Here is a 22,434-nt window from a genome sequence, read left to right as displayed (position 1 = left end):
GCGTTCCTTTTTCGTACACGCCGACCAAAGACCCCGCATGACCGGAACCGAACTGCTGATGAACGTCACGCCCCAGGAGAGCCGGGTGGCCCTGGTGGAGAACGGCGTGCTGACCGAACTGCACATCGAGCGCGCGCGCCAGCGGGGGATCGTCGGCAACATCTACAAGGGGCGCGTGGTGCGCGTGCTGCCGGGGATGGATGCCGCGTTTGTCGAGATCGGGCGCGACCGCACCGCCTTTCTGCATGCCTCGGACGTGATCTCGCGTAACGAGGACGAGGGGCGGGGCAGCGAAGGGATCCGCGATCTGCTGCACGAAGGGCAGGAGCTGCTGGTGCAGGTGACCAAGGACCCGATGGGTTCCAAGGGCGCGCGCCTGACGACCTACATCACCGTGCCGGCCCGTCACCTGGTGTTGATGCCCAACCAGAACAACGTCGGGGTCAGCACGCGGATCGAGGACGATGCCATGCGTGCCCGCCTGCGCGAACAGGTCGAGGCCCTGCGCGACGAACTGGCCCCGCAGCACGGCTTCATCGTGCGCACCGCGGCGGAGCTGGCGGACCACGAGGCCCTCCGCACCGATACCGCGTTCCTCAAGAAGATCTGGGACAGCCTGCAGGAAGCCGCGCGCAGCGCGCCGGCCGGGACCGAGGTGTACGCCGACCTGCCGCTGGTTCAGCGCATCCTGCGCGACATGGTCGGGGTGGATCTGGAACGGGTCCGCATCGACTCGCGCGAGACCTACCAGAAGATCGTCGATTTCTCCCGGCGCTATCTGCCGGAGCTGACCGAACGCATCGAGCACTACCCCGGCGAGCGGCCGATCTTCGATCTGTTCAACATCGACGAGGAGATCCAGCGCGCGCTGGAGCGCAAGGTCGAGCTGAAATCCGGCGGCTACCTGATCTTCGACCAGACCGAGGCGATGACCACGGTGGACATCAACACCGGCGGCTTCGTCGGCCACCGCAAGCTCGAGGAGACCATCTTCAAGACCAACCTGGAGGCGGCCCAGGCCATCGGTCGCCAGCTGCGCCTGCGCAATCTCGGCGGGATCATCATCATCGATTTCATCGACATGCAGGATGACGAGCACAAGCGCCAGGTGATCCGCGCGCTGGAGAAGGCGCTGGAACGCGACCACGTGAAGACCCAGATCTGCGACGTGTCGCCGCTGGGACTGGTGGAAATGACCCGCAAGCGCACCCGCGACAGCCTCGAACACCAGTTGTGTGAGCCTTGTCCCACCTGTGGCGGCCGGGGGTATCTCAAGACGGCCGAAACCGTGTGTTACGAACTGTTTCGCGAGATCCTTCGGGAGGTGCGCCAGTACGATGCCCGCGAACTGCGGGTGCTGGCCTCGCAGAGCGTGATCGACCTGCTGCTGGACGAGGAGTCGGCGAGCCTGGCGGAGCTGCAGAGCTTCGTCGGCATCCCCATCCGTTTCCAGGTCGAAACCCTCTACACCCAGGAGCAGTTCGACGTCGTGTTTGTCTGACGGGAGGTCTTCCAGCGTGAATGCAGCGGAGCGAACCGGGTACGCCTGGAACAGGCTGCGCACGATCGCTCGGGTGCTGCTGCCTGCGTTGCTTGTCGTGGTCCTGCTGCTGGTGCTCGTGCTGCTGGGCCTGCGGCTGTTCCTGCCGCACTGGGACGGGTTGCACGAACGCCTGGAAACGGCCGCTTCCGAAACCTCCGGCATGCAGGTGCGGGCCGAGTCGGTGGAGCTGGGCTGGCGCGGCTGGACCCCCGAGCTGGTGGTGCGCGGGGTGCACATGGTCGAGGGCGAGGCCGAGCCCCTGGAGGTCGAACGGGTCGGGGCCACCCTGGACCCGGTGGCGTCGTTGCGCGCGTGGGCGCCCCGCCTGCGGCTGCAGGTCATCGGCATGGAGGCCCGTCTGGTCCGCCAGGCGGACGGGCGGGTCACCTTCCATGGCCACACCATGGGCACCGGCGAGGGCGCGGTGCTGGAACATGCGCTGGAGGCCTGGCCGGAGTTCGATGGCGAGGCGATCTCGCTGGTGTGGGAGGACCGCGTTGCCGGTATTACGTCGGCCGCCCGGCTGGAGCGTCTGAGCTTTCGCAGCGCCGCGGATGGCGACGGCCTGCTGCGGCTGGCGGGCGCCCTCGACCCGCAGGCCGCCGGTCGTTTCGAACTGGGCGTGCGGATCCCGGCGTCCGCCGCCCGCGATGCCCGGTTCTTCCTCGAGGGCCAGAGCCTGGAGATCGCTCACTGGGCACCCTGGCTGGCGTATCTCGGCCTGCCGGCGATCGACGGCACCAGCGGGGCGCGGATCTGGGGTGACCTGGAAGACGGTCGCCTCACCCGTCTGCGCGGGTTCCATACCACCCGGATGAACGGCGACGAGGACGCGCGCGAGCGCGAACTCGGACACCGCTTCGACTGGCACGTGGACGATGCCTGGCACCGCTCCGCCTGGACCGGCACGCGGCCCGGTTCCGGTGACCTGCGCATGCGCTATCGCCTGGAGACGGGGGCGCACGGCGCCGTGGTGGACCGGCTGGAGCTGGCCGCGCGCGGGCTGGAGGCCGACGTCTATGCCCCGTTCAAGCCTTTGCTGGATCATGCGGCGCCCGCCCTGGCGGACCCTGTGGCGCGCCTGCGTCCGCGCGGCCGCCTGGCGGAGGGCACGCTGGTGGCGCGGCGCGACGACGACCGTCTGCGGATCCGCGAAGCAGAGCTCGATCTGCGCTCGTTCAGTCTGCGCACCGATGGCGACTGGCCGGGGGTGCGTGGCCTGGATCTGCGTGCATGGTGGGACGCGGAGACCGACGAGGCCGGCGCCACGTTCGATGGCGAACACCTGCGTGCGGAGTTCCCGCGCGTGCTGGGTGACGAGATCCTGTGGCTGGACCGCCTGCGCGGCGAGCTGCATGCACGGCGGCATGCGCCGGGCGACTGGACCGTGACCGGCGAGGGGCTGGAGGTCCGGGCCGAGCAGGGGGCGGCTTCGCTGCGCGGAGAACTGCGCCTGGATGGTCACGAGCAGGGGCCGCTGCTGGCCATGGCGATGGACATTCACCATGCCGACGGGGCCTATGCCGCTCGCTATCTCCCCGAACGCTATCTCCCGGCGACCACCTATCAATGGCTGGCGCGCAGCATCGTCGACGGTCGGGGGACCGGCGGGGGCATGGCCTACCGGGGGCGCCCGCTCGAATTCCCGTTTGCGGACCACCAGGGGGTGTTCGATCTGTGGGCCGACATCGAGGACGGAGTGCTGGACTATCAGGAGGACTGGCCGCCGGCGGAGGAACTGGCGGGGCGTCTGTGGTTTCGCAACGAGGCCTTCCGCACCGAGGGTGCGCGGGGCCGTATCCTCGACACCCGCATCACGCGCGGCGATGTCACCGTGACCGACATGACCGGCGAGCCCGATCTCGAACTGGATGCGTCGGCCGACAGCAATGCGGCCGATCTGCTCGCATACCTGCGCCGGGCCGGGCTGGGCGACGAGCTGGCGGAGCTGCGCGACGGGGCCGAGGCCGCCGGCCCGGCGGGCCTGGACCTGCAGCTCCTGGTGCCGCTGGACAGCGATCGCATGGATGACCTGCGGGTGGCCGGGCGGCTGCGGCCGCAGGGGCTGGACCTGAACGTGCCGCAATGGCCGGTCGCACTGGACGGACTGCGCGGCGAGATCCGTTTCGATACCGCGGACCGGGTGCATGCCGAGGGTCTGGAGGCAGGGGTGCATGGCGAACGGGTGGCCCTCGACATCGACTGGCCGCTGGACGGCGAACGCGCCCGGCTGGGGCTGCGTGGTCCGCAGCCGATCGAGCCCTGGCTGGAGGGGATTCCGGAACTGGCGGCCCATGCCAGTGGCCGCGCCCATTGGGACGCGGAACTGAGCCTGGGGGGCGGGATGGACGGGATGCGCCTGGATCTGCGTTCGGATCTGGAGGGCGTGGCCATCGACTGGCCTGCACCCGTGGGCAAGACCGAGGAGCAGCGACGCGAGCTGGAGCTGTCGTTGCCGCTGGGCAACCAGCGCCCGGCCGTGGGGGATCTGGTGCTGGGGGATGCCCTGCGGGCACGCGTGCGGGTCCTGGCGGAGACCGGGGTCGGGGAGCCGCCGGCGCTGCAGGCGCTGGCCCTGGGGCTGGGGCGGGCGACGGCGGATCCCCCCGGGCTGCCCTCGCAGGGTGCCGTGGTGGAGGGGCATTTCGGCGAGCTGGATGCCCGCGCCTGGGTCGATGCCCTGCAGGGCGCCCCGTGGGCGGGGAACGTGCAGGTTGCCGGTCCCGGTCCCGATGCCGCGGAGGAAGCCGTCACCGGGGTACCGCTGAATCGCCTGATCCTGCGCGTGGACCACGCCCTGCACTGGGATGGCCTCAGCGTTCCGGAAACCCGGATCCGGGCGGTGCGGGACCTCGGGGGCTGGCAGGTGGAAAGCCGTTCGGACTGGCTCGCGGGAACCGTGGGGTGGCGCTACGGTATGGGCGACCGGCGGGACCATCTGCAGCTGGGGCTGGAACGGGTGGATCTGCCGGAGCTGGAATTCGCCGGACCCGACGGGGATCCGTCCCTCGAGGAGCCGGCGGTCGTCGAGGGTCTGACCGATCCCCGCAACTGGCCCTCGGTGCGGCTTGCCCTCGACAGCCTGCGCCTGGGGGATTACCGTTTCGCCGACATCCGCGGGGATCTGGTCCCCCACTCCGATGGTCTGGCCCTGCAGGATCTGGTGCTCCGCAGCCCGGATCCGGGTGTTCGGGCATCCGGAAGCGGGGGCTGGCGCGTGGATGCCGAGGGTCGCGGGCAGAGTCGGCTGCAGTTCGAGCTGGAGGGTGGCGACTGGGGGCAGGGGCTGGAGTCCACGGGCCTGAGTCGGGCCCTGCGGGGCGGTGCCGGGAACGGCGTGGTGCAACTGGAATGGCCGGGGCCCCTGTTCCGGCCGTCGCTGCGGCGCCTCACCGGCGAGATGGCGCTGGCCATGAGCGATGGCGAGCTGGCCGATGTCGAGCCCGGCGCCGGACGGCTGCTGGGCCTGGTGAGCCTCGACCTCCTGCCGCAGCGGCTGCGTCTGGATTTTCGCGACCTGTTTGTCGAGGGGCTGGCCTTCAGCGAACTCGAAGGCACTGCCCGACTCCGTGATGGCGTGCTGCACGTGCCGGAGCTCCGCCTGGAAGCCGGCTCGGCCGCCATCCGGGTGCGGGGAGATACGGATCTCGTGGCGCGCGAATACGACCAGGAAATCGTGGTCGTGCCGCGCCTGCGTACGGCGTTGCCGATCGCGGGGGCGCTGCTGGGCGGCCCGGTGACGGGGGCGGCGGTACTGCTGCTCGAACGCGTGTTGGGGATCGGCGATCAAATGGAAGAGGCGGCCCGGGTGGAGTATCGCGTGACCGGGCCGTGGGAACGGCCGCGGGTGGAAGCCCGAGTGGAAGCCGCGGAGAACGAACAATAATGAATTCGAACAATCACGAGGAACGCGCATGACACCGGTCGCCGCCATCCAGATGGCATCCGGGACCCAGCCCCGGGCCAACCTGGCCGATGCCCGCCGGCGCATGGTCGAGGCGGCGGAGCAGGGAGCCCGGGTACTGGTGCTGCCGGAGAACTTTGCCTTCATGGGGATGCAGGAAACCGATGTCCTCGACATCGCCGAGGCCCCCGATGGTCAGGGCCCGCTGCAGCGTTTCCTGGCCGAACAGGCGCGCACTCTGGGGGTGTGGATCGTGGGTGGGACGGTGCCGCTGCAGGCCCCCGACGGTGAACGCGTGCGTTCGGCCTGCCTGGTGTATGACGACCGCGGCGAGCTCGCGGCCCGTTACGACAAGATCCACCTGTTCGACGTGCACCTGCCTGACAACAACGAGGCCTATACCGAGTCGCGGGTGTACCAGCCCGGTGATGAGGTGGTTACGGTGGACACCCCCGCCGGTCGCCTGGGACTGGCGATCTGCTACGACCTGCGTTTCCCCGAGCTGTTCCGCGCGCTGCTGGACCAGGGCGCGGAATGGCTCGCTCTGCCATCGGCGTTTACGGCGCAGACCGGGCAGGCCCACTGGGAGGTGCTGCTGCGGGCGCGTGCGGTGGAAAACCAGATGTACGTGGTGGCCGCGGCTCAGGGCGGTTTTCACGTGAACGGTCGCGAGACCTGGGGCCACAGTGCGGTGATCGACCCCTGGGGTCGCGTACTGGGGGAGCTGGGGCGCAACCCCGGGGTCCTGCTGGGGGAGATCGACGGCCGCGAGGTGGAACGCATGCGGACCGTGTTCCCCACTGTCTCGCATCGGCGTCTGGGTTGTGCCATTCCGGAGTGAGCCTCCCGGAGCGCGTGGGGGTTGCGAGAGCCCCCGCCGCTCGCGGGCTTGAAAGCGCTGCCCGGGCCCCAAGCCTCATACTGACGAAAACGAGCCAACCCGAGGGATGCATGATCGACAACCTGGCCCGACAGACCCTGCTGGATCCCGCCGGTCTCGGCGAATCCGAACTCTCCCGCCTGGTCGGAACGACTTTCGGCCAGGGGATCGACGGCGGTGACTGCTATTTCCAGTTCGCCTGCCAGGAGGGCTGGTCGCTGGAGGACGGGATCGTCAAATCCGCGAACTTCAACATCGAGCGCGGCGCCGGCATCCGCGTGGTGCGCGGCGAGCAGACCGGGTTCGCCTACTCGGACGATCTCGCCATGCCCGCGCTGCTGGAGGCGGCGGGCACCGCGCGCAGCATTGCCCGCGCGGGCCAGAGCGGCGGGGTGGCGGTGCAGGGGCGTACGCCCGCGCGCGAGCTTTACGTGCCCGACAATCCCATCGACTCCCTGGGCGAGCAGGAGAAGATCGACCTGCTCAAGGAGGTTGACGCCGAGGCCCGCGCCGCCGATCCGCGCGTGACCCAGGTGATGTGCTCGCTGGCCGGCTCGCGCGAGGTGGTGATGGTGCTCAACGCGCGCGGCGAGCTGACCACTGACGTGCGCCCGCTGGTGCGCCTGAACGTCCAGGTGATCGTCGAGCAGGGCGGACGCCGCGAATCGGGCAGCTCCGGCGGCGGCGGCCGCTTCGGTTATCGCCAGTTGATCGAGAACGGTCAGGCCGCTGCGCATGCGCGCGAGGCGGTGCGTCAGGCGCTGGTGAACCTCGAGGCGGTGGATGCCCCGGCCGGCAGCATGAAAGTGGTCCTCGGTCCGGGCTGGCCCGGTGTGCTGCTGCACGAGGCGATCGGCCACGGCCTGGAAGGGGACTTCAACCGCAAGGGCACCTCCGCCTTCGCCGGGCGCATCGGCGAACGGGTCGCGGCCGAGGGCATCACCATCGTCGATGACGGCACGCTGGCCGGGCGCCGCGGCTCGCTCAACGTGGATGACGAGGGCAATCCGACCGAGGAAACCGTGCTGATCGAGGACGGCATCCTGCGCGGCTACATGCAGGACGAGCTCAACGCGCGCCTGAGCGGCACGCAGACCACCGGCAACGGTCGGCGCGAGTCCTACGCCCACCTGCCCATGCCGCGCATGACCAACACCTACATGCTGGGGGGCAACGCCGATCCCGAAGAGATCATCGGTTCGGTGGAAGACGGCCTGTATGCGGTCAATTTCGGCGGCGGTCAGGTGGACATCACCTCCGGGAAGTTTGTGTTTTCGGCCTCGGAGGCCTATCTCATAGAGAACGGAAAGGTGACGCGGCCGGTGAAGGGTGCGACCCTGATCGGTAACGGTCCGGATGTCCTGACCCGCGTGTCGATGGTCGGCAACGACATGCAGCTCGACCCCGGCGTGGGTACCTGCGGCAAGGAGGGGCAGGGCGTGCCGGTTGGCGTGGGCCAGCCCACGCTGCGCATCGACGGCATGACGGTGGGCGGTACCCAGGCGGCATGACCCGGCATCGTCCGGGGCGTCACCGGACCGGATCTGGTCAGCAAGAAAAGGAGAGCCGCATGAATACCGATTTTCTGGAACAGGAACGCTCCCTCCCCGAAGGGCACGGCCACGACAAGGTCGTTCAGTGGCACGTGTTCCGGGCCCGCGACAAGGCCGAGGAATTCGCCCGTCACGTCAATTTGGGCGAGGGCCAGGACCTGATCGGTGGCTGGACCCGTGACAGCGTCGGCATGCTCTACTGGGTCGGCGTGCACGTGGATGACCTCGAGCGCTGGGGTAACGTCGGCGCGGTCCACAAGCACGGCACCCGCGTCTAGCCCGACTTCCGCACGGGGTCCGGGTCCGCCCCCGGCAGGGGCGGGCGCGGACCCCGTGGTTTTTCTCTCCCCCAAATCGAAAACGGACCGGAATCCGCATGAGTCAACGTCCCGCAGTCGAGACCCCGGAAGCCGCCGCCCAGGCGCTCTCGCACAGCCCCGAATCCCTGCGCGCCCGCGTGCAGCAGGCGCTGGAAGAGGCAAAGAAGCAGGGGGCCACCGATGCTCAGGTGGTCGTCAGCCACAGCGTGGGCCTGGACCTGGGGGTGCGCAAGGGCGAGATCGAGACCCTGGAGCATGAACGCGACCAGAACCTGTCGCTGATCGCGCACTTCGGTCAGTCCAAGGGAGCTGCGTCGACCACCGATTTCAGCGAACAGGCCCTGCTGGATACCGTCGAGGCGGCCTGCCGCATCGCCCGGTACACCGAGCCGGATCCGTATGCCGGCATGCCGTCGATCGCCTTCAAGGCAGTGGACTGGCAGGACCTGGACCTGGATCACCCCTGGGAGCTGTCCATCGCGCAGGCCACCGAGCTGGCGCAGCGCACCGAACAGGCCGGGTTCGACGCCGAGTCGCGCATCGAGAATTCCGAAGGCGCCTCGGTGAATACCCGCCGCGCGATGGCCTTCCTCGGTGACACCCAGGGCTTCATGGGCGGCTATCGCAGCACCCGCCATTCGCTGTCCTGCGCCCTGGTGGCGCGCGGCGACGATGGCATGCAGCGCGATTACGCCTACAGCGTCAGCCGCCGCGCCGCCGATCTGGGTATCCCCGAGGACATCGGGCGCGAGGCGGCGGAGCGCACCGTGCGCCGGCTGGGCGGAGAAAAGCTCTCCACCCGCAGCTGCCCGGTGCTGTTCGCCCCGGAGATGGCGCGCACCCTGATCGGCAGCTTCACCCGCGCGATCTCCGGCCCGGCCCAGTTCCGCGAGAGCTCGTTCCTGCTGAACGCCCTGGACGAACGCATCTTCCCCGAATGGATGCGTATCGAGGAGCGCCCGCTGACCCCGCGCGGGCTCGGCAGCGCACCGTTCGACGGCGAGGGCGTGCAGACCCGCAACCGGCCGTTGGTGGAACAGGGCGTGCTGCGCAGCTACACCCTCGACAGCTACGCCGCCCGGCGCCTCGGCCGCGAGACCACCGGCAACGCCGGAGGCGCGCGCAACGTGACGGTGCGTCCGGGGACGCTGGACGCCCCGGGCATGCTGCGCGAGATGGGCACCGGGCTGCTGGTGACCGAGCTGATCGGTCAGGGCGTGAACCCGGTGACCGGCGACTACTCGCGCGGCGCGGCCGGGTTCTGGGTGGAAAACGGCGAGATCATGCACCCGGTGGAGGAGATCACCATCGCCGGCAACCTCAAGGACATGTTCCGCGCCATCGTCGCCACCGGCTCGGATGTCGACTATCGCGGGAACATCCGCACCGGCTCCATCCTGATCGAGTCGATGACCGTCGCCGGGGAATAATCAGCCCCCGCAGTAGCGGTTGCGGCCGGCGTTCTTCGCCCGGTACAGGGCCGCGTCGGCCCTTGCGAGCAACGACTCCATGTCGGCGCCGGGCTCCCCGGCGGGATCGAACGTCGCCGCCCCCAGACTTACGGTCACCACCGGGCCCGCGCTGGAATGTTCATGCGCAAGGGCCCGTTCCTCGACCGCGCTCCTCAACCTCTCGGCGACCTCCAGCGCACCGGATGTCGGCGTCCCGGGGAGCAGGGCCACGAATTCCTCGCCGCCATAACGGCACAGGGTGTCCCCGGGCCGGTTCAGCGTCCGCGCAAGTGTTTCAGCGACCTTCTGCAGGCAGCGATCCCCGGCCCCATGCCCGTAATGGTCGTTGAAGCCCTTGAAGTGGTCGATGTCGAGCATGATCAGTGACAGGGGTTCTCCCTCGCGCTGGCTGCGGCGGGTCTCCCGGTCCAGGTGCTCGTCGAAATAGCGACGATTGTGAATGCCGGTCAGGCCGTCGAGCATTGCGTACTGTTCCAGCAGGTCGGTCCTGCGCTTGAGCTTCACGTGCGTGTTCACACGGGCGCGGACGATGGCCGGATTGAAGGGCCGGGCGATGTAGTCCACCGCGCCCAGGTTCAGTCCGTGCTCTTCGTCGCGCGCGTCGTCGAGCGCCGTGACGAAGATAATGGCAATGTCGCTGGTGTGCGGGTCTTCCTTCAGACGTCGGCAGACCTCGTAGCCGTCGATGCCGGGCATCTGGATGTCCAGCAGGATCAGGTCGGGGCGCTCCGGGGCACCCTCTGCGGCCAGCGCCAGGGCCTTCTCGCCGTTGTTCGCAACCCGAATGCGGTAATCGTCCTTCAGAAGGTGTCCCAGCGCCTGGATGTTGGTCGGTTCGTCGTCGACCAGCAGCAGGGTCGGCTTCGGTTCATCGTGGTTCATGTAATGTTTCCTTGATCAGGCCCCTGCCCGGGTGTCAGCTCGTCGAGGGTTTGCAGGGCCTCATCGAATGCCATGCCTTGTACCTGCGCTTCCAGTCTCTCGCAGTCCAGACCGCGACCCCGCAGCCATGCCAGGGCCTCGCGCAGGGTTTCCTCTTCGATCAGTTCGCTGGCTTCCAGTTGCTGGCGCAGGGTGGCGACCGCGTGCACTGAACCAGCCGCATTGTCTTGTGCAATGTCGGGAAGGTTTGCGAGCGATTGTGAGGCTTCCCGGAATGCGGTTTCCAGACGATGTATGAGCCCGGCGGACACCGGGTCGCCGTCCTTGATCAGGCGGTCGATCTGTTCGGCCAGGGACTGCAGGGTCGTGGCGGCGAGGGTACCGGCGACCCCCTTCAGGTTGTGCGCGAGCCGGTGCGCGTCGTCGTCCCGCGAGGCGCGCAGGTGGCCGATCAGCGGCTCGTAATCAGAGACCAGTCGGTCCCTGAAGTTGTGCAGCTGTCGGGAGTAAAGGGCCACATCGCCGCCGAAATGCCGCAGACCCCTTGCCGGGTCGAAGCCTGGCAGCGTGGCGGGAAGAGCAGGGGAGGAAGAGTCTTCCTCTTCTGCGCCGGGCGTGGGCTCCGTTGTGGAGACGTCGAGATGGGTCGCGAGTGCGGCGTAGAGTTCGGTGCTGTCGACGGGTTTGCCGAGGTGTCCGTTGACCCCGGCATCCCGCGAGCGTTGGCGGTCTTCTTCCATGACCGCCGCCGAGAGGGCCAGAACGGGGCCCGTGTAGCCATCGGCCCGCAGGTTCCGGGTTGCATCGAAACCGTCCATTACGGGCATCTGCAGATCCATCAGTACCAGATCGGGCTTCTCCGCGCGCACGGCCTCGACCGCCTCGGCGCCGTTGTCGGCTGTGGTTACGCGGGCGCCGGTTTTTTCAAGAAGCTCTCTGGCCACTTCCTGGTTGATCTCGTTATCTTCCACCAGCAGCACCCGATGGCCTCCCAGCTCCGGCACCCGGGTTGCCGGCAGAGCACGATCGGGGGTCCCGCTACCTTCTGCCCGCACCAGGGCATCGTAAAGCGAGGACGCGGTGATCGGCTTGGCCAGGTAGTCGGTGGTCAGCCCTTCAGGCAGGCTGGTTTCATCCCGGGCGTAGGCGCTGACCATCAGGATCGGTGGCCGCGTCTGCTTCAGTTCGCCGCGCTGGCGCAGGCGCTCGAGGGCTTCGCAGGTCTCGCTGCCATTCATGCCGCCCGGCATCATCCAGTCCATCAGGATGAAGTCGAACGGCTCGCCGCGCCGTTCCGCCGCCACCACCTGCTCGACGGCGGCCTCGCCACTGTCGGCCTCGTCGGTGAGGTAATGGCAGTGGTGCAGGAGTTCGCGCATGATCTGCCGGGCACTGGCCTGGTCGTCGACGATCAGCACCCGGCGGCCCGTGGTCTCGGGGCACTCGACAATCGCCTGTCGGTCCTGGCCCAGCGGCAGGGTCAGGGTGAAGGCGAAGGTGCTGCCCTCGTCGGGGACCGACTCCACCTCCAGTTTGCCGCCCATGGCCTCCACCAGCCGACGGGTGATCACCAGCCCCAGGCCGGTGCCGCCGTACTTGCGGGTGGTGGAGGTGTCGGCCTGGCTGAAGGGGTGGAACAGGCGGGCGAGCTGCTCCTCGCTCATGCCAATACCGGTGTCGCGTACAAAAAAGCGCAGGGTGGCCTGACCATCCGTCACCGGCCCGGTCGCGCGGATCCCGAGCTCCACCGTCCCGCCGCGCTCGGTGAACTTGGTCGCATTGGCGAGCAGGTTGCCGAGCACCTGGGACAGGCGCAGGTCGTCGCCAACCAGGGCGCGCGGCAGGTCGGGCTGGATGTCGTAGAGCAGCTCCAGTTCCCCGGCGTGGGCCTTCTCGCCGAACAGCGTCGCCATCTGCTCGACCACCTCGCCGAGTCTGAAGTCGCGCGCTTCCAGCTCCAGCTGGCCGGCCTCGATCTTGGAGAAGTCGAGGATGTCGTTGATGAGGCCGAGCAGCATCCGCGAGGATTGCTGGATCTTGTGCACCTGATCGCGCTGCTTCGCGTCCAGCTCGGTCTGTTCCAGCAGCTGGCTCAGGCCGATGACCGCGTTCATCGGCGTGCGGATCTCGTGGCTCATGTTGGCCAGGAACTGGCTCTTGGCCTGGCTTGCCTGCTCGGCGTGTTCACGCGCCCGCTCGGATTCCTGTTGTGCCCGTTTGACATCGGTGAGGTCGTCGTAAACCGCGACCACTTCGCCGGAGGAGAGGCGAAAGATGCGGTTCTCGCGCCAGCCGGCAATGCGGTCGTCGCTGTACTCGGAAACCGGCAGCTGTTCCGGCTCACCGGTCCGGGCCACTCGCTGAAAGGCCTGCAGCAGCCCCATCTCGCGGGCGCCGGGAAAACACGCGGTGAGGCGACGGCCGAGGACCGCGTCGCGTGTGGTCCGGTCTATCTGCGCCGCCGCCGGGTTGTAGTCGATGAACACGAAGTCCTCGCCGTCGTCCACCGGGCGGTAGACTGCCACCCCGCTGCCGGTCTGCTCGAATATGCCGGCGAAGCGCTCCCTGGATTCGCGCAGGGCCTGTTCCGCATTCCGGCGGTCGGTGATGTCGCGGACCAGACAGGCGAAACGCCCCGGCTCCGGCTGGAAGGCCGTGGTGGAAAAGTACCGGCCAAGGTCGGTGGCATAATCCTCGATGGTGCGATTCTCCCCGGTCAGCGCGACGTGCCCGAAGTTCTCGATCCAGTGCGATTCGACCCCGGGGAGGATCTCACGCACGCGCCGACCGACCGTCGTTTCGGCTTTCAGTCCGGTGAGTTGCTCGAATGCGGGGTTGACCGCGAGATAACGGTAATCCACCGGGTTCCCGTCGTCGTCGCAGATGATCTCGTGCAGAGCGAAGCCGTCCTGCAGTTCGCGGAACAGCATCTGGTACTGCTCCTGCGCGCGCTGCTGCTCTTCCAGCAGGCGGATCTTGTTCCGGGCCAGTTCGACCAGACCGGCGACTGAGGCGAGAAAACCGAGTTGCTGCTCGTCCGGTTCCGGCTGACGGTCCAGCCAGTTGAGGGCCAGCAGATGGTAACCCTCCGCGCGAAAGCTGAACGGATACCACAGCAGCGTGCCGATGCCCATCTGCTCGTGGAGGATGCCGACGGAACCATCCGTACGAAGTGCAGGATGGGGTGCATCGACGTGGCTGTTGAGCCATGTCTGCTGTTCACGGATATGGCGAACCCCGTTGCCGAACGTCGCCAGGGGATAACTCCCGATGGATGGCGCGATATCCGGCCTGGCGGGGTTGAGCCATTCGTTCCGGCCGATGATCCGTTCGTGTTCGAAGTCGATGTCGTAGACCAGCGCCCGGTCGGCGCCCAGGGCCTCGCCCAGGTTGCGGCAGGTGGCCTCGAGGATCGCGCGGACATTGTCCTCCGCGGCAATGGTGTGGGCGATGGCGTCCACGGCCGCCCGGTGTCGACGCGTTGTCGATTCGATCGCGGCGGCGCGGGCTTCGGCCTGCTTCTGTTCGGTGATATCGAGGATGAAGCCGTCCAGCCAGGCGATCCCGCCCTGTTCGTCACGCACGGCGACACCCCGCTCCTGGGCCCAGCGAATGGAGCCGTCGCGATGCCGGATCCGGTACCGGGTCTCCCAGGGCCGGCCGTCGGCAATCGCCTCCGCGATGGTCTGCGCGACCCGGTCTGCATCGTCAGGGTGGATCAGTTCCGCGTACGAGACCACGGCGTTGTTGATCAGCTCGGCACCCTCGTAACCCGTCAGCGGGTCGGCTGCGCGGTTCATGAAGAGCATGGTCCAGGCGTCATCGTACAGGCAGCGGAAGGTGATGCCGGGGATGTTCTCCACCAGCGAGGCAAACTGGTTGCGTGCGTCTTCCAGTTCCAGCCGGGTCCGTTCGATATCGGAGATGTCCTGGATGATCGACCAGATCACCTCGCGCCCGTCCGGTGCCGTGGTCCTGAAGCCGTGGAGCAGGACCGGGTAGCGCGAGCCGTCCTTGCGGATGTACTCCTTCTGGAACGGCCCGTAGCGGCCGGTGCGCTGCATCGATTCGAGCATGGCCTGTTCGTCGGCCATGTATTCTTCGGGAGTAACCTCGAAGTAACTCAGCTGCAGGAATTCTTCGCGCGTATAGCCGGCGGGCTCATTAATGGCGGCATTGAAATCGAGGAATTCACCGGTGGCGAAGTCGTTCATGGCGATACCGACCGGGGAAAGCTCGAACAGTCCGCGGAATTTCGCTTCCTCGGTGGCGAGCCGGTGGCGGTTCGTCTCTTCCTCGGTGATGTCGCGGTTGACGCCGACGACCCGGGTGGCCTGGCCGGCACTGTCCCGGATGACCTGGGCCTGACCGTGCAGGGTGCGGATGGTCCCGTCATCGGCGCGGCGAATAGTGATCCGGAGGTCGAATGGTGCGTCGGATTCAACGGCGGCCCGGAAGGCGGCCACGGCCGTATCCCGGGAATCCGGGGTCAGTGTCCTGGCCCAGTCCTCGAAGGCATTCCCGAAATCGGCGGGGGCGATGCCGTAGAGGCGGAACATGCCGTCGTCCCATTCGAGGTGGCCGCTGGCCATGTCGTAGTCCCAGATCCCCAGGCCGGCTGATTCCGTGGCCAGGGCCAGGCGCTCGCGGCTGCGCTCCAGCGCGGTGTTGACCAGCTTTTCAGCGGTGATGTTGCGGAACACGGCCAGGAAGAGGGTCCGCTCCTCGAACGGCAGCAGGACCACCGAGACGCGAACATCGATGACTGTGCCGTCCTTGCAACGGTGCCGCGTCTCGAAATCGTCCTGCCCCTGCTCAAGGATGGTCCGGATGTGCGCCTCGGTTTCCTCCGGTGTCTCCTGCGCCTCGTAATCGCCGATACGCAGGCCGGCGAACTCCTCGGCAGTGTAGCCGAGTTGCTCGTGGGCCAGCCGGTTGAACTGTACCGGCAGGCCGCTCTCCGGATCGATCAGCAGCGTGGCATCGGGATAGAGCTTGAACAGTGTGCGGAACCGCTCCTCGCCCACGGTCGAGACCTGCGCAGAACTGCCGTCACCAAGGGGAGGGGTCGCCATTCCGGGGTACACGCACTGCCTGTATGTAATGAAAGTATCGCGCATTCCGGGGGCGGTTGCGAGAGCCCGCTCGTGGTGGTTGGTTCCTCTCCGATCATGGGGGGCGTCGGCGATACGGTTCCGGCAGTATGAACCGGCATCACCTGAAGGGAGGGGAGAAACATGCAGGATTCAACCCGGAGACAGCGCGGACCCGTACGGCGCGCGGGGATCGTGGCCGCGTTCGTCGGGCTGGCGGCGGGGGGCGCGGTGGCCGCACCGCCGCAGGACATGGGCGAGGCTGCACGTGATTTCGTCGCAGCGGAAGGGTATTGCCGGGTCGAGAGCGGAGAGATACCGGACCTGTTGCGAGAGCGGCTGCCGCCGGAGCAGCGCGAATCGGTGCGGCCGTTCGAACGGGCCGGGCCGTGGACCGTGCCCATCCTGCTGCTGGAGGGCCACGAGGGCCCGGCGGAACCGGCGCGTTACCGGATGCAGGCGGGCTTCGAGTGGATGGAGGGCAGTCCGCCCGGGCGGATGCGGGATCTGCATTTCGTGCAGATCGACCGTTTTGAACCTTCGGACGAGGACGCCGGCGACGGTAACGACGGCGGGGCGTGGGACGGGGTCTCCTGGCGCATGGTGATGAGCCCGATCCAGGGGTTCCCGGGGCACGTGGTCGCGGCCTCGCGCCGGAGCCTGGACGCATCGGCCATCGAACAGGCCCGCTGCCTCGAGCAGGCCTGTACCGATCCCGAACCGCTGGGTGACCGGGTCACGCAGTGGCGTGACAACGGCGAGGGGCTGTGGGATTTCGTCCCGCCATCGCTGTCGTCATCGCCGGAAGGCGCTCCGGCCCCGGCATTCCTGCTGGGGTCCCTGCTGGATACCCGGCCGGGACAGCTGGAGGCCCGCGAGAGCGTCGGCTTCGCCGAACCCTTCGCCGAAGCGGTGGTGGAGGTCGGGCTGGAGGAGCCGGGCAGCGTGGATATCCTGCTGCGCGACGGCGACCTGATGGACCACGAGCTGGAGGCGATCTGGCAGCGCCTGAGCGTCGGGCCGGACGCGCAGATCCGCACCGCGTGGGCGGTGGATCGGCGTCCGCCCCCGCCCTGGCTGGAGGAAGGTGACGCCCCGGATGCGGCCCCGGATGCCGCTCCGGACGACCCGGACGACGCCGGGAAGGACGCCCGGGATGCCGAGTACGGCAAGGGCGGTCAGCCCGCCGGTGCACTGCAGGGTTCGTGGCGTGCGGCGCTGGTCGAGGGTGACGTGCCGCTGGCGTATTTCAGCGTGTTCCATGGCCGTGGCGAGACCCGTGCGCAGGGCGATTTCCTGATGGGCAATGCCCGCGGGCCCGGGCTGGACGGCGCCAGCGGTGATCTGGATTCGGTGGCGCTTGCCGCAGACGGGGAACGCGTGGAACTGGTGTGGAACCCGACCCCGGACCAGCAGGAGAGTTACCACCTGGAGCTCGAACGCCTGGATGCGGACACCTGGGAGGGCCGCTTCCATGCGGCGCGCTATCCGCACGAACATGCGGTGCGGATGACGCGGCGCGTGGACTGAGACGGCCGGCTGGCGACGGGCGCCGGCCGGGGGGTCAGAGATCGAAGATCTCGGCCTTCAGGCCCCACTTGGAGGCCAGGGTCTCGGTGGCGTTGAGGAACTCCTCGGCGCGGGCCGGGTGGTTCCACTGGCCCTTCGCGATCCAGTTGAGCGCGGTGTCGCGATCGGGGGCCAGCGACAGGATGTGGATCAGCTCGCCGGCGTCACCGCCGATGACCTCCCCGCCCAGCAGGCCGCCGGTGTCCATGTCGCCGATCAGGCGAACAAAGCCCTCGGGCTCGTCCTGCCCCAGGGCGCGTGGCGAGGTCTCGAACGCGGCGAAACCGACCGCGGGTTCCAGTTCCTCGTCCTCGGCATCGTCCTCGTCCATGCCCAGACGCGCCATCTCCACCGCCGAATAGATGGCGATCGGCACGTAGCGCTCGTCCTGCTCGCGGGTGTTGCCGGTCTGGATGTTCTCCACCGCGATGGTGGCATCGGCCAGCGCGTGGTTGGCGGTCTGCCATTCGCTGGCGACGTCGCCGATGGCATAGATGTGGTCGACGTCGGTCTGCAGGGTGGCGCGTCGCTGCACGAAACCCCGCGCGTCGGTCTGCACGCCGACGGCCTCCAGGTTCAGGTCCGCGGTATGCGGCGTGCGGCCAGTACCGAGCAGGACCCAGTCGACCTCGTGGCGTCCGCCGTCCTGATCGGTGATGACGACGCCGTTATCGGTGGTCTCCACGCTCTCGTAGCCCTTCACCCGGATCGGCTCGACGCCGTTCTCACCCAGCTTGTCCTTCAGCGTCGACAGGGCCTGGGGGCTGAACTTCTGGCCGTTCAGGGGTTTCGAGCGGGTCAGCCAGGTCACTTCCTTGCCAAGCATGGAGAAGATGAAGGCGAATTCGGTGGCCACCACGCCGGAGCCGATGATGGCGACCCGGTGCCCTAGCGGCGGACGCTCGTCGAACAGCATGTCGGTGGTGATCACCCGCCCGGGGACGGCCTCGAACGGTGCGGGCACGGTGGCCGTGGCGCCGGTGGCGATGATGGTGTGCTTCGCTTCCAGGGTCTCGCTGCCGTCGGCGCCGGTGACCTCCAGGGTGGTGGCGTCGCGAAAGCGCGCGGTGCCCTCGCGGTACTGGATCTTCAGGTGCTTCATGTACTCCAGGTAGGAGTCGCGCACCGAGGTCACGACCTCTTTCTGATGGTCCCAGGCCGGGTCCATCTCCGCGCTCAGCGAGCCCCGGATGCCGCGGCCCTCGAAGTGGCGCTGGGCGGCCACGGTGCGCGCGGTGTGGTACCAGTCCTTCTTGGGCACGCAGCCGCGGTTGAGGCAGCAGCCGCCCCAGGTGTCCTTCTCGATGATGACGACGGAGAGTCCGCGCAGGGCGCCGAGGACGGCGGCGCGATAACCGCCGGGGCCGCTGCCGATGATGGCCAGGTCGAAGGTTTCGCTCATGGATGTGCTCACGGATTGGGATCTTCGGTCAGGTCGATGATGGGTTCGTGCCATTCCAGCGCGGTGAGTTCGAGTTCGAACACGCGCCCGCCGGCTTCGTAGTCGAAGCGCACGGGGATGTGGTTCAGGTCCGGGGCGAACCAGGCGGCGAGTTCGACATCGCCGTTGTCGCTGCGGCGGACCACGCGCACGGTGTCCAGCGAGCCGATGCCGGAGTCCACGGTTTCCTCGCCGTCGCGGCGGAATTCGTATTCGCGCAGGCGGTCGCGCTCCAGGGTGCGGATGCGGACGGTGTCGCCGGTGACGCCCAGTTCGCCGGTTTCCAGCTGCTGCATCATCATGTAGAGCGAGCCAAGGAAGTCGAGGGTGCCTTCGGGCACGTCGAGCGTGAACCGCTCGCTGTCGATGTGGCCGATGGCCTGCTGTTCCTCGTGGTCCAGGCGGGTTTCGACTTTACGCTCCTCACGCGGGGTGACCTGGTGGGAGCGCGACGAGATCAGGTGCAGGCCGGAACCGTTGGTGTTCAGCAGCGATTCGCGGCTGAGTTCGAAGCGCCCGAGTACGCGCAGGAATCCGGTCACGTGGGCATCCATCGCCATGCGCGTGCGGAGGTCTTCGTGGTTGAGGCTCATGGAAGCATTCAGCGTGCTGGCCATGGCCGTGGCCTCGAAGCTGGCGGTGAACGGCGGGATCCGCGACGCGTCCGCCGGGTCCGCGTTGCTGTCGGCGGCAGGGGCGGCGGTCGGGAACGCCGTTGCGAGGATCGCGGCCAGCGCCAGGACGAGACCGGTCAGCAACCGCGCCGTGAAACGCCGTCGGGCGGCGTCAGGACGATTCACCTGGGGCATGGGAAGTCACCTCGTGATCGAGCTGCAGGGGCGCCTCCAGCGGGGCGCCATCGTACCGGATCGTGGGTTCCGACCACTGAATCCGCCCTGAACACACCAGCCCGGCTGCTGCGGGGTAGAGGCGGTGCTCGGCCTGCTGCACGCGGGCACTCAGGGAGGCTTCGGTGTCGTCGGCCAGAACCGGGACCCGTGCCTGCATGATAACCGGTCCCCCGTCCAGTTTCGGCGTGACGAAGTGCACGCTGGCGCCGTGTTCGGTCTCGCCGTCGGCCAGGGCGCGGGCATGGGTGTCCAGTCCGCGGTACTTCGGCAACAGCGACGGGTGAATGTTCAGCAACCGTCCGGTAAAGCGTTCCACGAATCCCGGGGTCAGGATGCGCATGAACCCGGCCAGCAGCACCAGGTCCGGCTCGAACGCCTCGATGGCCCCGGCCAGGGCCGCGTCGAACGGTTCGCGCCCGGCGTAGTCGCGGTGGTTGAGGACCTGTTCCGGGATGCCTCGGGCGCGCGCGAACTCGAGTCCGCCGGCGTCGGGGCGATTGCTGATCACGCCGACCACCCGGCCGTTGATCTCGCCGCGTTCACAGGCGTCGATCAGGGCCTTGAGATTGCTGCCGCGCCCGGAAATCAGCACGACCAGGCGTTGCGGGGCCATGCCTGTCATCCCGCGGTGTACACCACGCCGGGTTCGTGTTCCGCGCACTCGGCGACCACGCCGATCGGCCAGGCCGGGACGCCGGCGGCGGCCAGTTCCGAAGACACCGCTTCCACGCTCGCCTCCGGCAGGATCAGCGTCATGCCGATCCCGCAGTTGAAGGTCAGTAGCATCTCCTCGTCGGCGATGCCGCCCTGTTGCTGCAGCCAGCGGAACACCGCCGGCCACTGCCAGGCGTGGGTGTCGATGCGCGCGTGCAGGGTCTCCGAGAGCAGCACGCGCGGGAGGTTCTCGGTCAGGCCGCCGCCGGTGATGTGGGCCGCCGCGTGCACCGGATGGTTTTCCATGACCTCCAGCAGCGGCCGGGCATAGATGCGGGTGGGCGCCATCAGGGCCGCGCCCAGGGTCTCGCCGTCGCCGCCCGGCAGCGGCGCGTCGAGGTCCGCCTGCACGTGTTCCAGCACCCGCCGGATCAGCGAGTAGCCGTTGGAATGCGGACCGCTGGAGGCCAGCCCCAGGATCACGTCGCCCGCGGCCACCTGGCTGCCGTCCAGCAGCTGGTCCTTCTCCGCGATGCCGACCGCGAAGCCGGCGACGTCGTAGTCCTCGCCCTGGTACATGCCGGGCATCTCGGCGGTCTCGCCGCCGATCAGCGCGCAGCCGGCCTGTTCGCAGCCCTCGGCGATGCCGGTGATGACATCGCCGGCGATGTCGATGTCGAGGTGGCCGGTGGCGTAATAGTCGAGAAAGAACAGCGGCTCGGCGCGCTGCACGATGATGTCGTTGACGCACATCGCCACCAGATCGATCCCGATCGAGTCGTGACGATCGGTCTGCTGGGCGAGCCGCAGCTTGGTGCCGACCCCGTCGGTGCCGGATACCAGCACCGGCTGGCGGTAGCGATCCACGGGCAGTTCGAACAGCGCGCCGAAACCGCCCAGGCCGGCCAGGACCTCGGGGCGCAGGGTGCGCTGCGCGTGCGGCTTGATGCGTTCGACGAGTTCCGACCCGGCGGCGATGTCGACGCCGGCCTCGCGATAGGTCAGACCGGAAGAGGATTCGGACATGGGCAACGTTCCCGGAAAAGGGCCTTCTGGCGGGCCGCGACGCTGCCCGTGGGCAGGCGCGCATTGAACCCGGGCATGTTAGCCGCCCGTGCCGGGGCGTGCAAAGCACGGGCGGCGCGCCGGCGGCGGGCGCTGTGCTATGTTGAGCGGCGTGTTGCCTGCCTGCTGCCCGTGAGTCCCATGTCTGCCGTGTCGCGTTCCATCTCCGCCGTCGTCCTGTTCCTGTCCCTGTGGCTGATCGCTTTGCTTCCACAGGCCGCGGGGGCGGGGACGCTGGTCGTTCAGAGCGATGCGGAAGAGCGCGAAGCGGCGCTGGCGGAAGGGCTTCACGCGGCGCTGGTGCGGGTGGCGGGGCTGGATTCCGACGCGGTGCGGGCGCTCGCCGACGAGCTGCGCGAGGCCCCGGACGATGACGAACTGCCGGCGGCGCTGGAGCGCCAGCAGGCGCGCGAGGCGGGCGGCTATCGCCTGGAGTTCGACCGGACTGCCCTGCGCCGGTCGCTGCGCGACGCCGCCGTTCCGATGCTTGTCGGCTCGCGTCCGTCCCTGCTGGTGTGGGCGGTGGAGGAGGCCGGCGGCCGACGTGACCTGCTGGGCACCGCGTCCGTCGGGGAGGACTCCGGCGTGCTGGCCGCACTGGAGACCCTGGCCGGCGAGCGGGACATGCCGCTGCTGTTGCCGCTGGGGGATCTGCAGGACCGGCGCGAGGCGCGCATCAGCGACATCGTCGGACGCGTGACCGAGCCGCTGTTCGAGGCGGCCGGGCGCTACGGCCCGGACGGCCTGATCCTGCTGCACCTGCGACCGGCGGAAGGCGAGACCCGCGCGCGGGCCCTGCTGGTGCACCGGGACCGCGAATACCGTGCCGAGGCCACCGGCGCGGATGCCCCGGCGGCCGCGCGTCAGGCGATCGCCGCCGCGCTGGACCGGATGGGCGCTGACCTGGCGCGGGTGCCGGACGAACCCGAGTGGATCACGGTGGGCTTTACCGGGGTGGCGGGTTTCGACGGTTTTCGCCAGCTGCGTGCCCGGCTGGGCGGCATGGAGGCCATCGAACGCGTGCAGCTGGACTCGCTGGGCGGGGCCGCCCTGACCCTGCGGTTGCGGACGGGGCTGGATGCCGAGGCCCTGGGCGAAGTGCTGCAGGAAGCGGGTTTCCCTGCGGCCGGGGAGGAGGAACGGGAAGAGGCCGGACTCCCCGACGCTGCACTGTGGCTGGGTGTGCGTTGATCCGGGGGAGGATCCG

14 protein-coding genes are annotated in these 22,434 nt (G+C 68.5%); 8 read left to right on the top strand and 6 right to left on the bottom strand.

The window, feature by feature from the left end; genetic code table 11:
* The first annotated feature begins 37 nt into the window (after positions 1-37).
* The 6 genes from rng to pmbA all read left to right on the top strand — a co-directional run bounded on the left by rng (position 38) and on the right by pmbA (position 9,630).
* On the top strand, positions 38-1,501 hold the full coding sequence (gene rng / locus D893_RS06135; protein WP_018870127.1) for a ribonuclease G: 1,464 nt from the start codon (positions 38-40) through the stop codon (positions 1,499-1,501).
* A 16-nt stretch (positions 1,502-1,517) separates the two neighbouring features.
* On the top strand, positions 1,518-5,429 hold the full coding sequence (locus D893_RS06130) for a YhdP family protein (protein ID WP_281623684.1): 3,912 nt from the start codon (positions 1,518-1,520) through the stop codon (positions 5,427-5,429).
* Positions 5,430-5,457: 28 nt separating this feature from the next.
* Positions 5,458-6,288 carry a carbon-nitrogen hydrolase family protein gene (locus tag D893_RS06125; protein ID WP_018946518.1) on the top strand — a complete coding sequence of 277 codons (831 nt, stop codon included), beginning with the start codon at positions 5,458-5,460 and terminating at the stop codon, positions 6,286-6,288.
* Positions 6,289-6,398: 110 nt separating this feature from the next.
* The gene (gene tldD, locus D893_RS06120) at positions 6,399-7,838 is read left to right on the top strand and encodes a metalloprotease TldD (RefSeq protein ID WP_110619374.1); all 1,440 of its coding nucleotides are present in this window, start codon (positions 6,399-6,401) and stop codon (positions 7,836-7,838) included.
* A 59-nt stretch (positions 7,839-7,897) separates the two neighbouring features.
* Positions 7,898-8,158: a hypothetical protein gene (locus tag D893_RS06115; RefSeq protein ID WP_018946516.1), complete on the top strand. Its 261-nt coding sequence runs from the start codon at positions 7,898-7,900 to the stop codon at positions 8,156-8,158.
* A gap of 98 nt (positions 8,159-8,256) precedes the next feature.
* Positions 8,257-9,630 (top strand): metalloprotease PmbA, encoded by a 1,374-nt coding sequence (gene pmbA / locus D893_RS06110; RefSeq protein ID WP_110619373.1) that lies wholly within the window; start codon positions 8,257-8,259, stop codon positions 9,628-9,630.
* On the opposite strand, the gene D893_RS06105 is transcribed toward pmbA, so the two are convergent.
* Positions 9,631-10,554, bottom strand: coding sequence for a diguanylate cyclase (locus D893_RS06105; RefSeq protein ID WP_110619372.1), 924 nt, complete (start codon positions 10,552-10,554; stop codon positions 9,631-9,633).
* Complete coding sequence (locus D893_RS06100) at positions 10,551-15,629, bottom strand: PAS domain S-box protein (protein ID WP_210434084.1); 5,079 nt, start codon at positions 15,627-15,629, stop codon at positions 10,551-10,553. Before D893_RS06100 ends, D893_RS06105 begins: the two co-directional genes overlap by 4 nt.
* Before the next feature lie 213 nt (positions 15,630-15,842).
* Here D893_RS06100 and D893_RS06095 point away from each other — a divergent pair, with 213 nt between their 5' ends.
* On the top strand, positions 15,843-17,177 hold the full coding sequence (locus tag D893_RS06095; protein ID WP_110619370.1) for a hypothetical protein: 1,335 nt from the start codon (positions 15,843-15,845) through the stop codon (positions 17,175-17,177).
* A gap of 34 nt (positions 17,178-17,211) precedes the next feature.
* On the opposite strand, the gene D893_RS06090 is transcribed toward D893_RS06095, so the two are convergent.
* The 4 genes from D893_RS06090 to purM are packed head-to-tail and all read right to left on the bottom strand — an operon-like array spanning position 17,212 to position 21,188.
* Positions 17,212-18,618 (bottom strand): NAD(P)/FAD-dependent oxidoreductase, encoded by a 1,407-nt coding sequence (locus D893_RS06090; RefSeq protein WP_110619369.1) that lies wholly within the window; start codon positions 18,616-18,618, stop codon positions 17,212-17,214.
* A gap of 8 nt (positions 18,619-18,626) precedes the next feature.
* On the bottom strand, positions 18,627-19,466 hold the full coding sequence (locus D893_RS06085; RefSeq protein ID WP_026288921.1) for a DUF3108 domain-containing protein: 840 nt from the start codon (positions 19,464-19,466) through the stop codon (positions 18,627-18,629).
* On the bottom strand, positions 19,444-20,121 hold the full coding sequence (gene purN, locus D893_RS06080) for a phosphoribosylglycinamide formyltransferase (protein WP_110619368.1): 678 nt from the start codon (positions 20,119-20,121) through the stop codon (positions 19,444-19,446). Before purN ends, D893_RS06085 begins: the two co-directional genes overlap by 23 nt.
* A gap of 5 nt (positions 20,122-20,126) precedes the next feature.
* A complete protein-coding gene (gene purM / locus D893_RS06075; RefSeq protein ID WP_110619367.1) occupies positions 20,127-21,188 on the bottom strand; it encodes a phosphoribosylformylglycinamidine cyclo-ligase in 1,062 nt (353 codons plus the stop codon).
* 180 nt (positions 21,189-21,368) lie between these two features.
* On the opposite strand from purM, the gene D893_RS06070 reads away from it, so the two are divergent.
* Positions 21,369-22,418, top strand: coding sequence for a DUF2066 domain-containing protein (locus tag D893_RS06070; RefSeq protein ID WP_110619366.1), 1,050 nt, complete (start codon positions 21,369-21,371; stop codon positions 22,416-22,418).
* Positions 22,419-22,434: the final 16 nt, after the last annotated feature.

It is taken from the genome of Thioalkalivibrio sp. ALE21, assembly GCF_003208255.1.
GTDB classification, from domain to species: Bacteria; Pseudomonadota; Gammaproteobacteria; order Ectothiorhodospirales; family Ectothiorhodospiraceae; genus Thioalkalivibrio; species Thioalkalivibrio halophilus.
The sequence above is the reverse complement of the archived record's forward strand: the minus strand, read 5'-3'. Positions and strand labels throughout refer to the sequence as shown.

Excerpts from the sequence above, each read along its gene's own strand:
- rng (WP_018870127.1), top strand. The coding sequence starts at position 38 with ATGACCGGAACCGAACTGCTGATGAACGTCACGCCCCAGGAGAGCCGG.
- D893_RS06125 (WP_018946518.1), top strand. The coding sequence starts at position 5,458 with ATGACACCGGTCGCCGCCATCCAGATGGCATCCGGGACCCAGCCCCGG.
- tldD (WP_110619374.1), top strand. The coding sequence starts at position 6,399 with ATGATCGACAACCTGGCCCGACAGACCCTGCTGGATCCCGCCGGTCTC.
- D893_RS06115 (WP_018946516.1), top strand. The coding sequence starts at position 7,898 with ATGAATACCGATTTTCTGGAACAGGAACGCTCCCTCCCCGAAGGGCAC.
- pmbA (WP_110619373.1), top strand. The coding sequence starts at position 8,257 with ATGAGTCAACGTCCCGCAGTCGAGACCCCGGAAGCCGCCGCCCAGGCG.
- D893_RS06105 (WP_110619372.1), bottom strand. The coding sequence starts at position 10,554 with ATGAACCACGATGAACCGAAGCCGACCCTGCTGCTGGTCGACGACGAA.
- D893_RS06100 (WP_210434084.1), bottom strand. The coding sequence starts at position 15,629 with ATGGCGACCCCTCCCCTTGGTGACGGCAGTTCTGCGCAGGTCTCGACC.
- D893_RS06090 (WP_110619369.1), bottom strand. The coding sequence starts at position 18,618 with ATGAGCGAAACCTTCGACCTGGCCATCATCGGCAGCGGCCCCGGCGGT.
- D893_RS06085 (WP_026288921.1), bottom strand. The coding sequence starts at position 19,466 with ATGCCCCAGGTGAATCGTCCTGACGCCGCCCGACGGCGTTTCACGGCG.
- purN (WP_110619368.1), bottom strand. The coding sequence starts at position 20,121 with ATGGCCCCGCAACGCCTGGTCGTGCTGATTTCCGGGCGCGGCAGCAAT.
- purM (WP_110619367.1), bottom strand. The coding sequence starts at position 21,188 with ATGTCCGAATCCTCTTCCGGTCTGACCTATCGCGAGGCCGGCGTCGAC.
- D893_RS06070 (WP_110619366.1), top strand. The coding sequence starts at position 21,369 with ATGTCTGCCGTGTCGCGTTCCATCTCCGCCGTCGTCCTGTTCCTGTCC.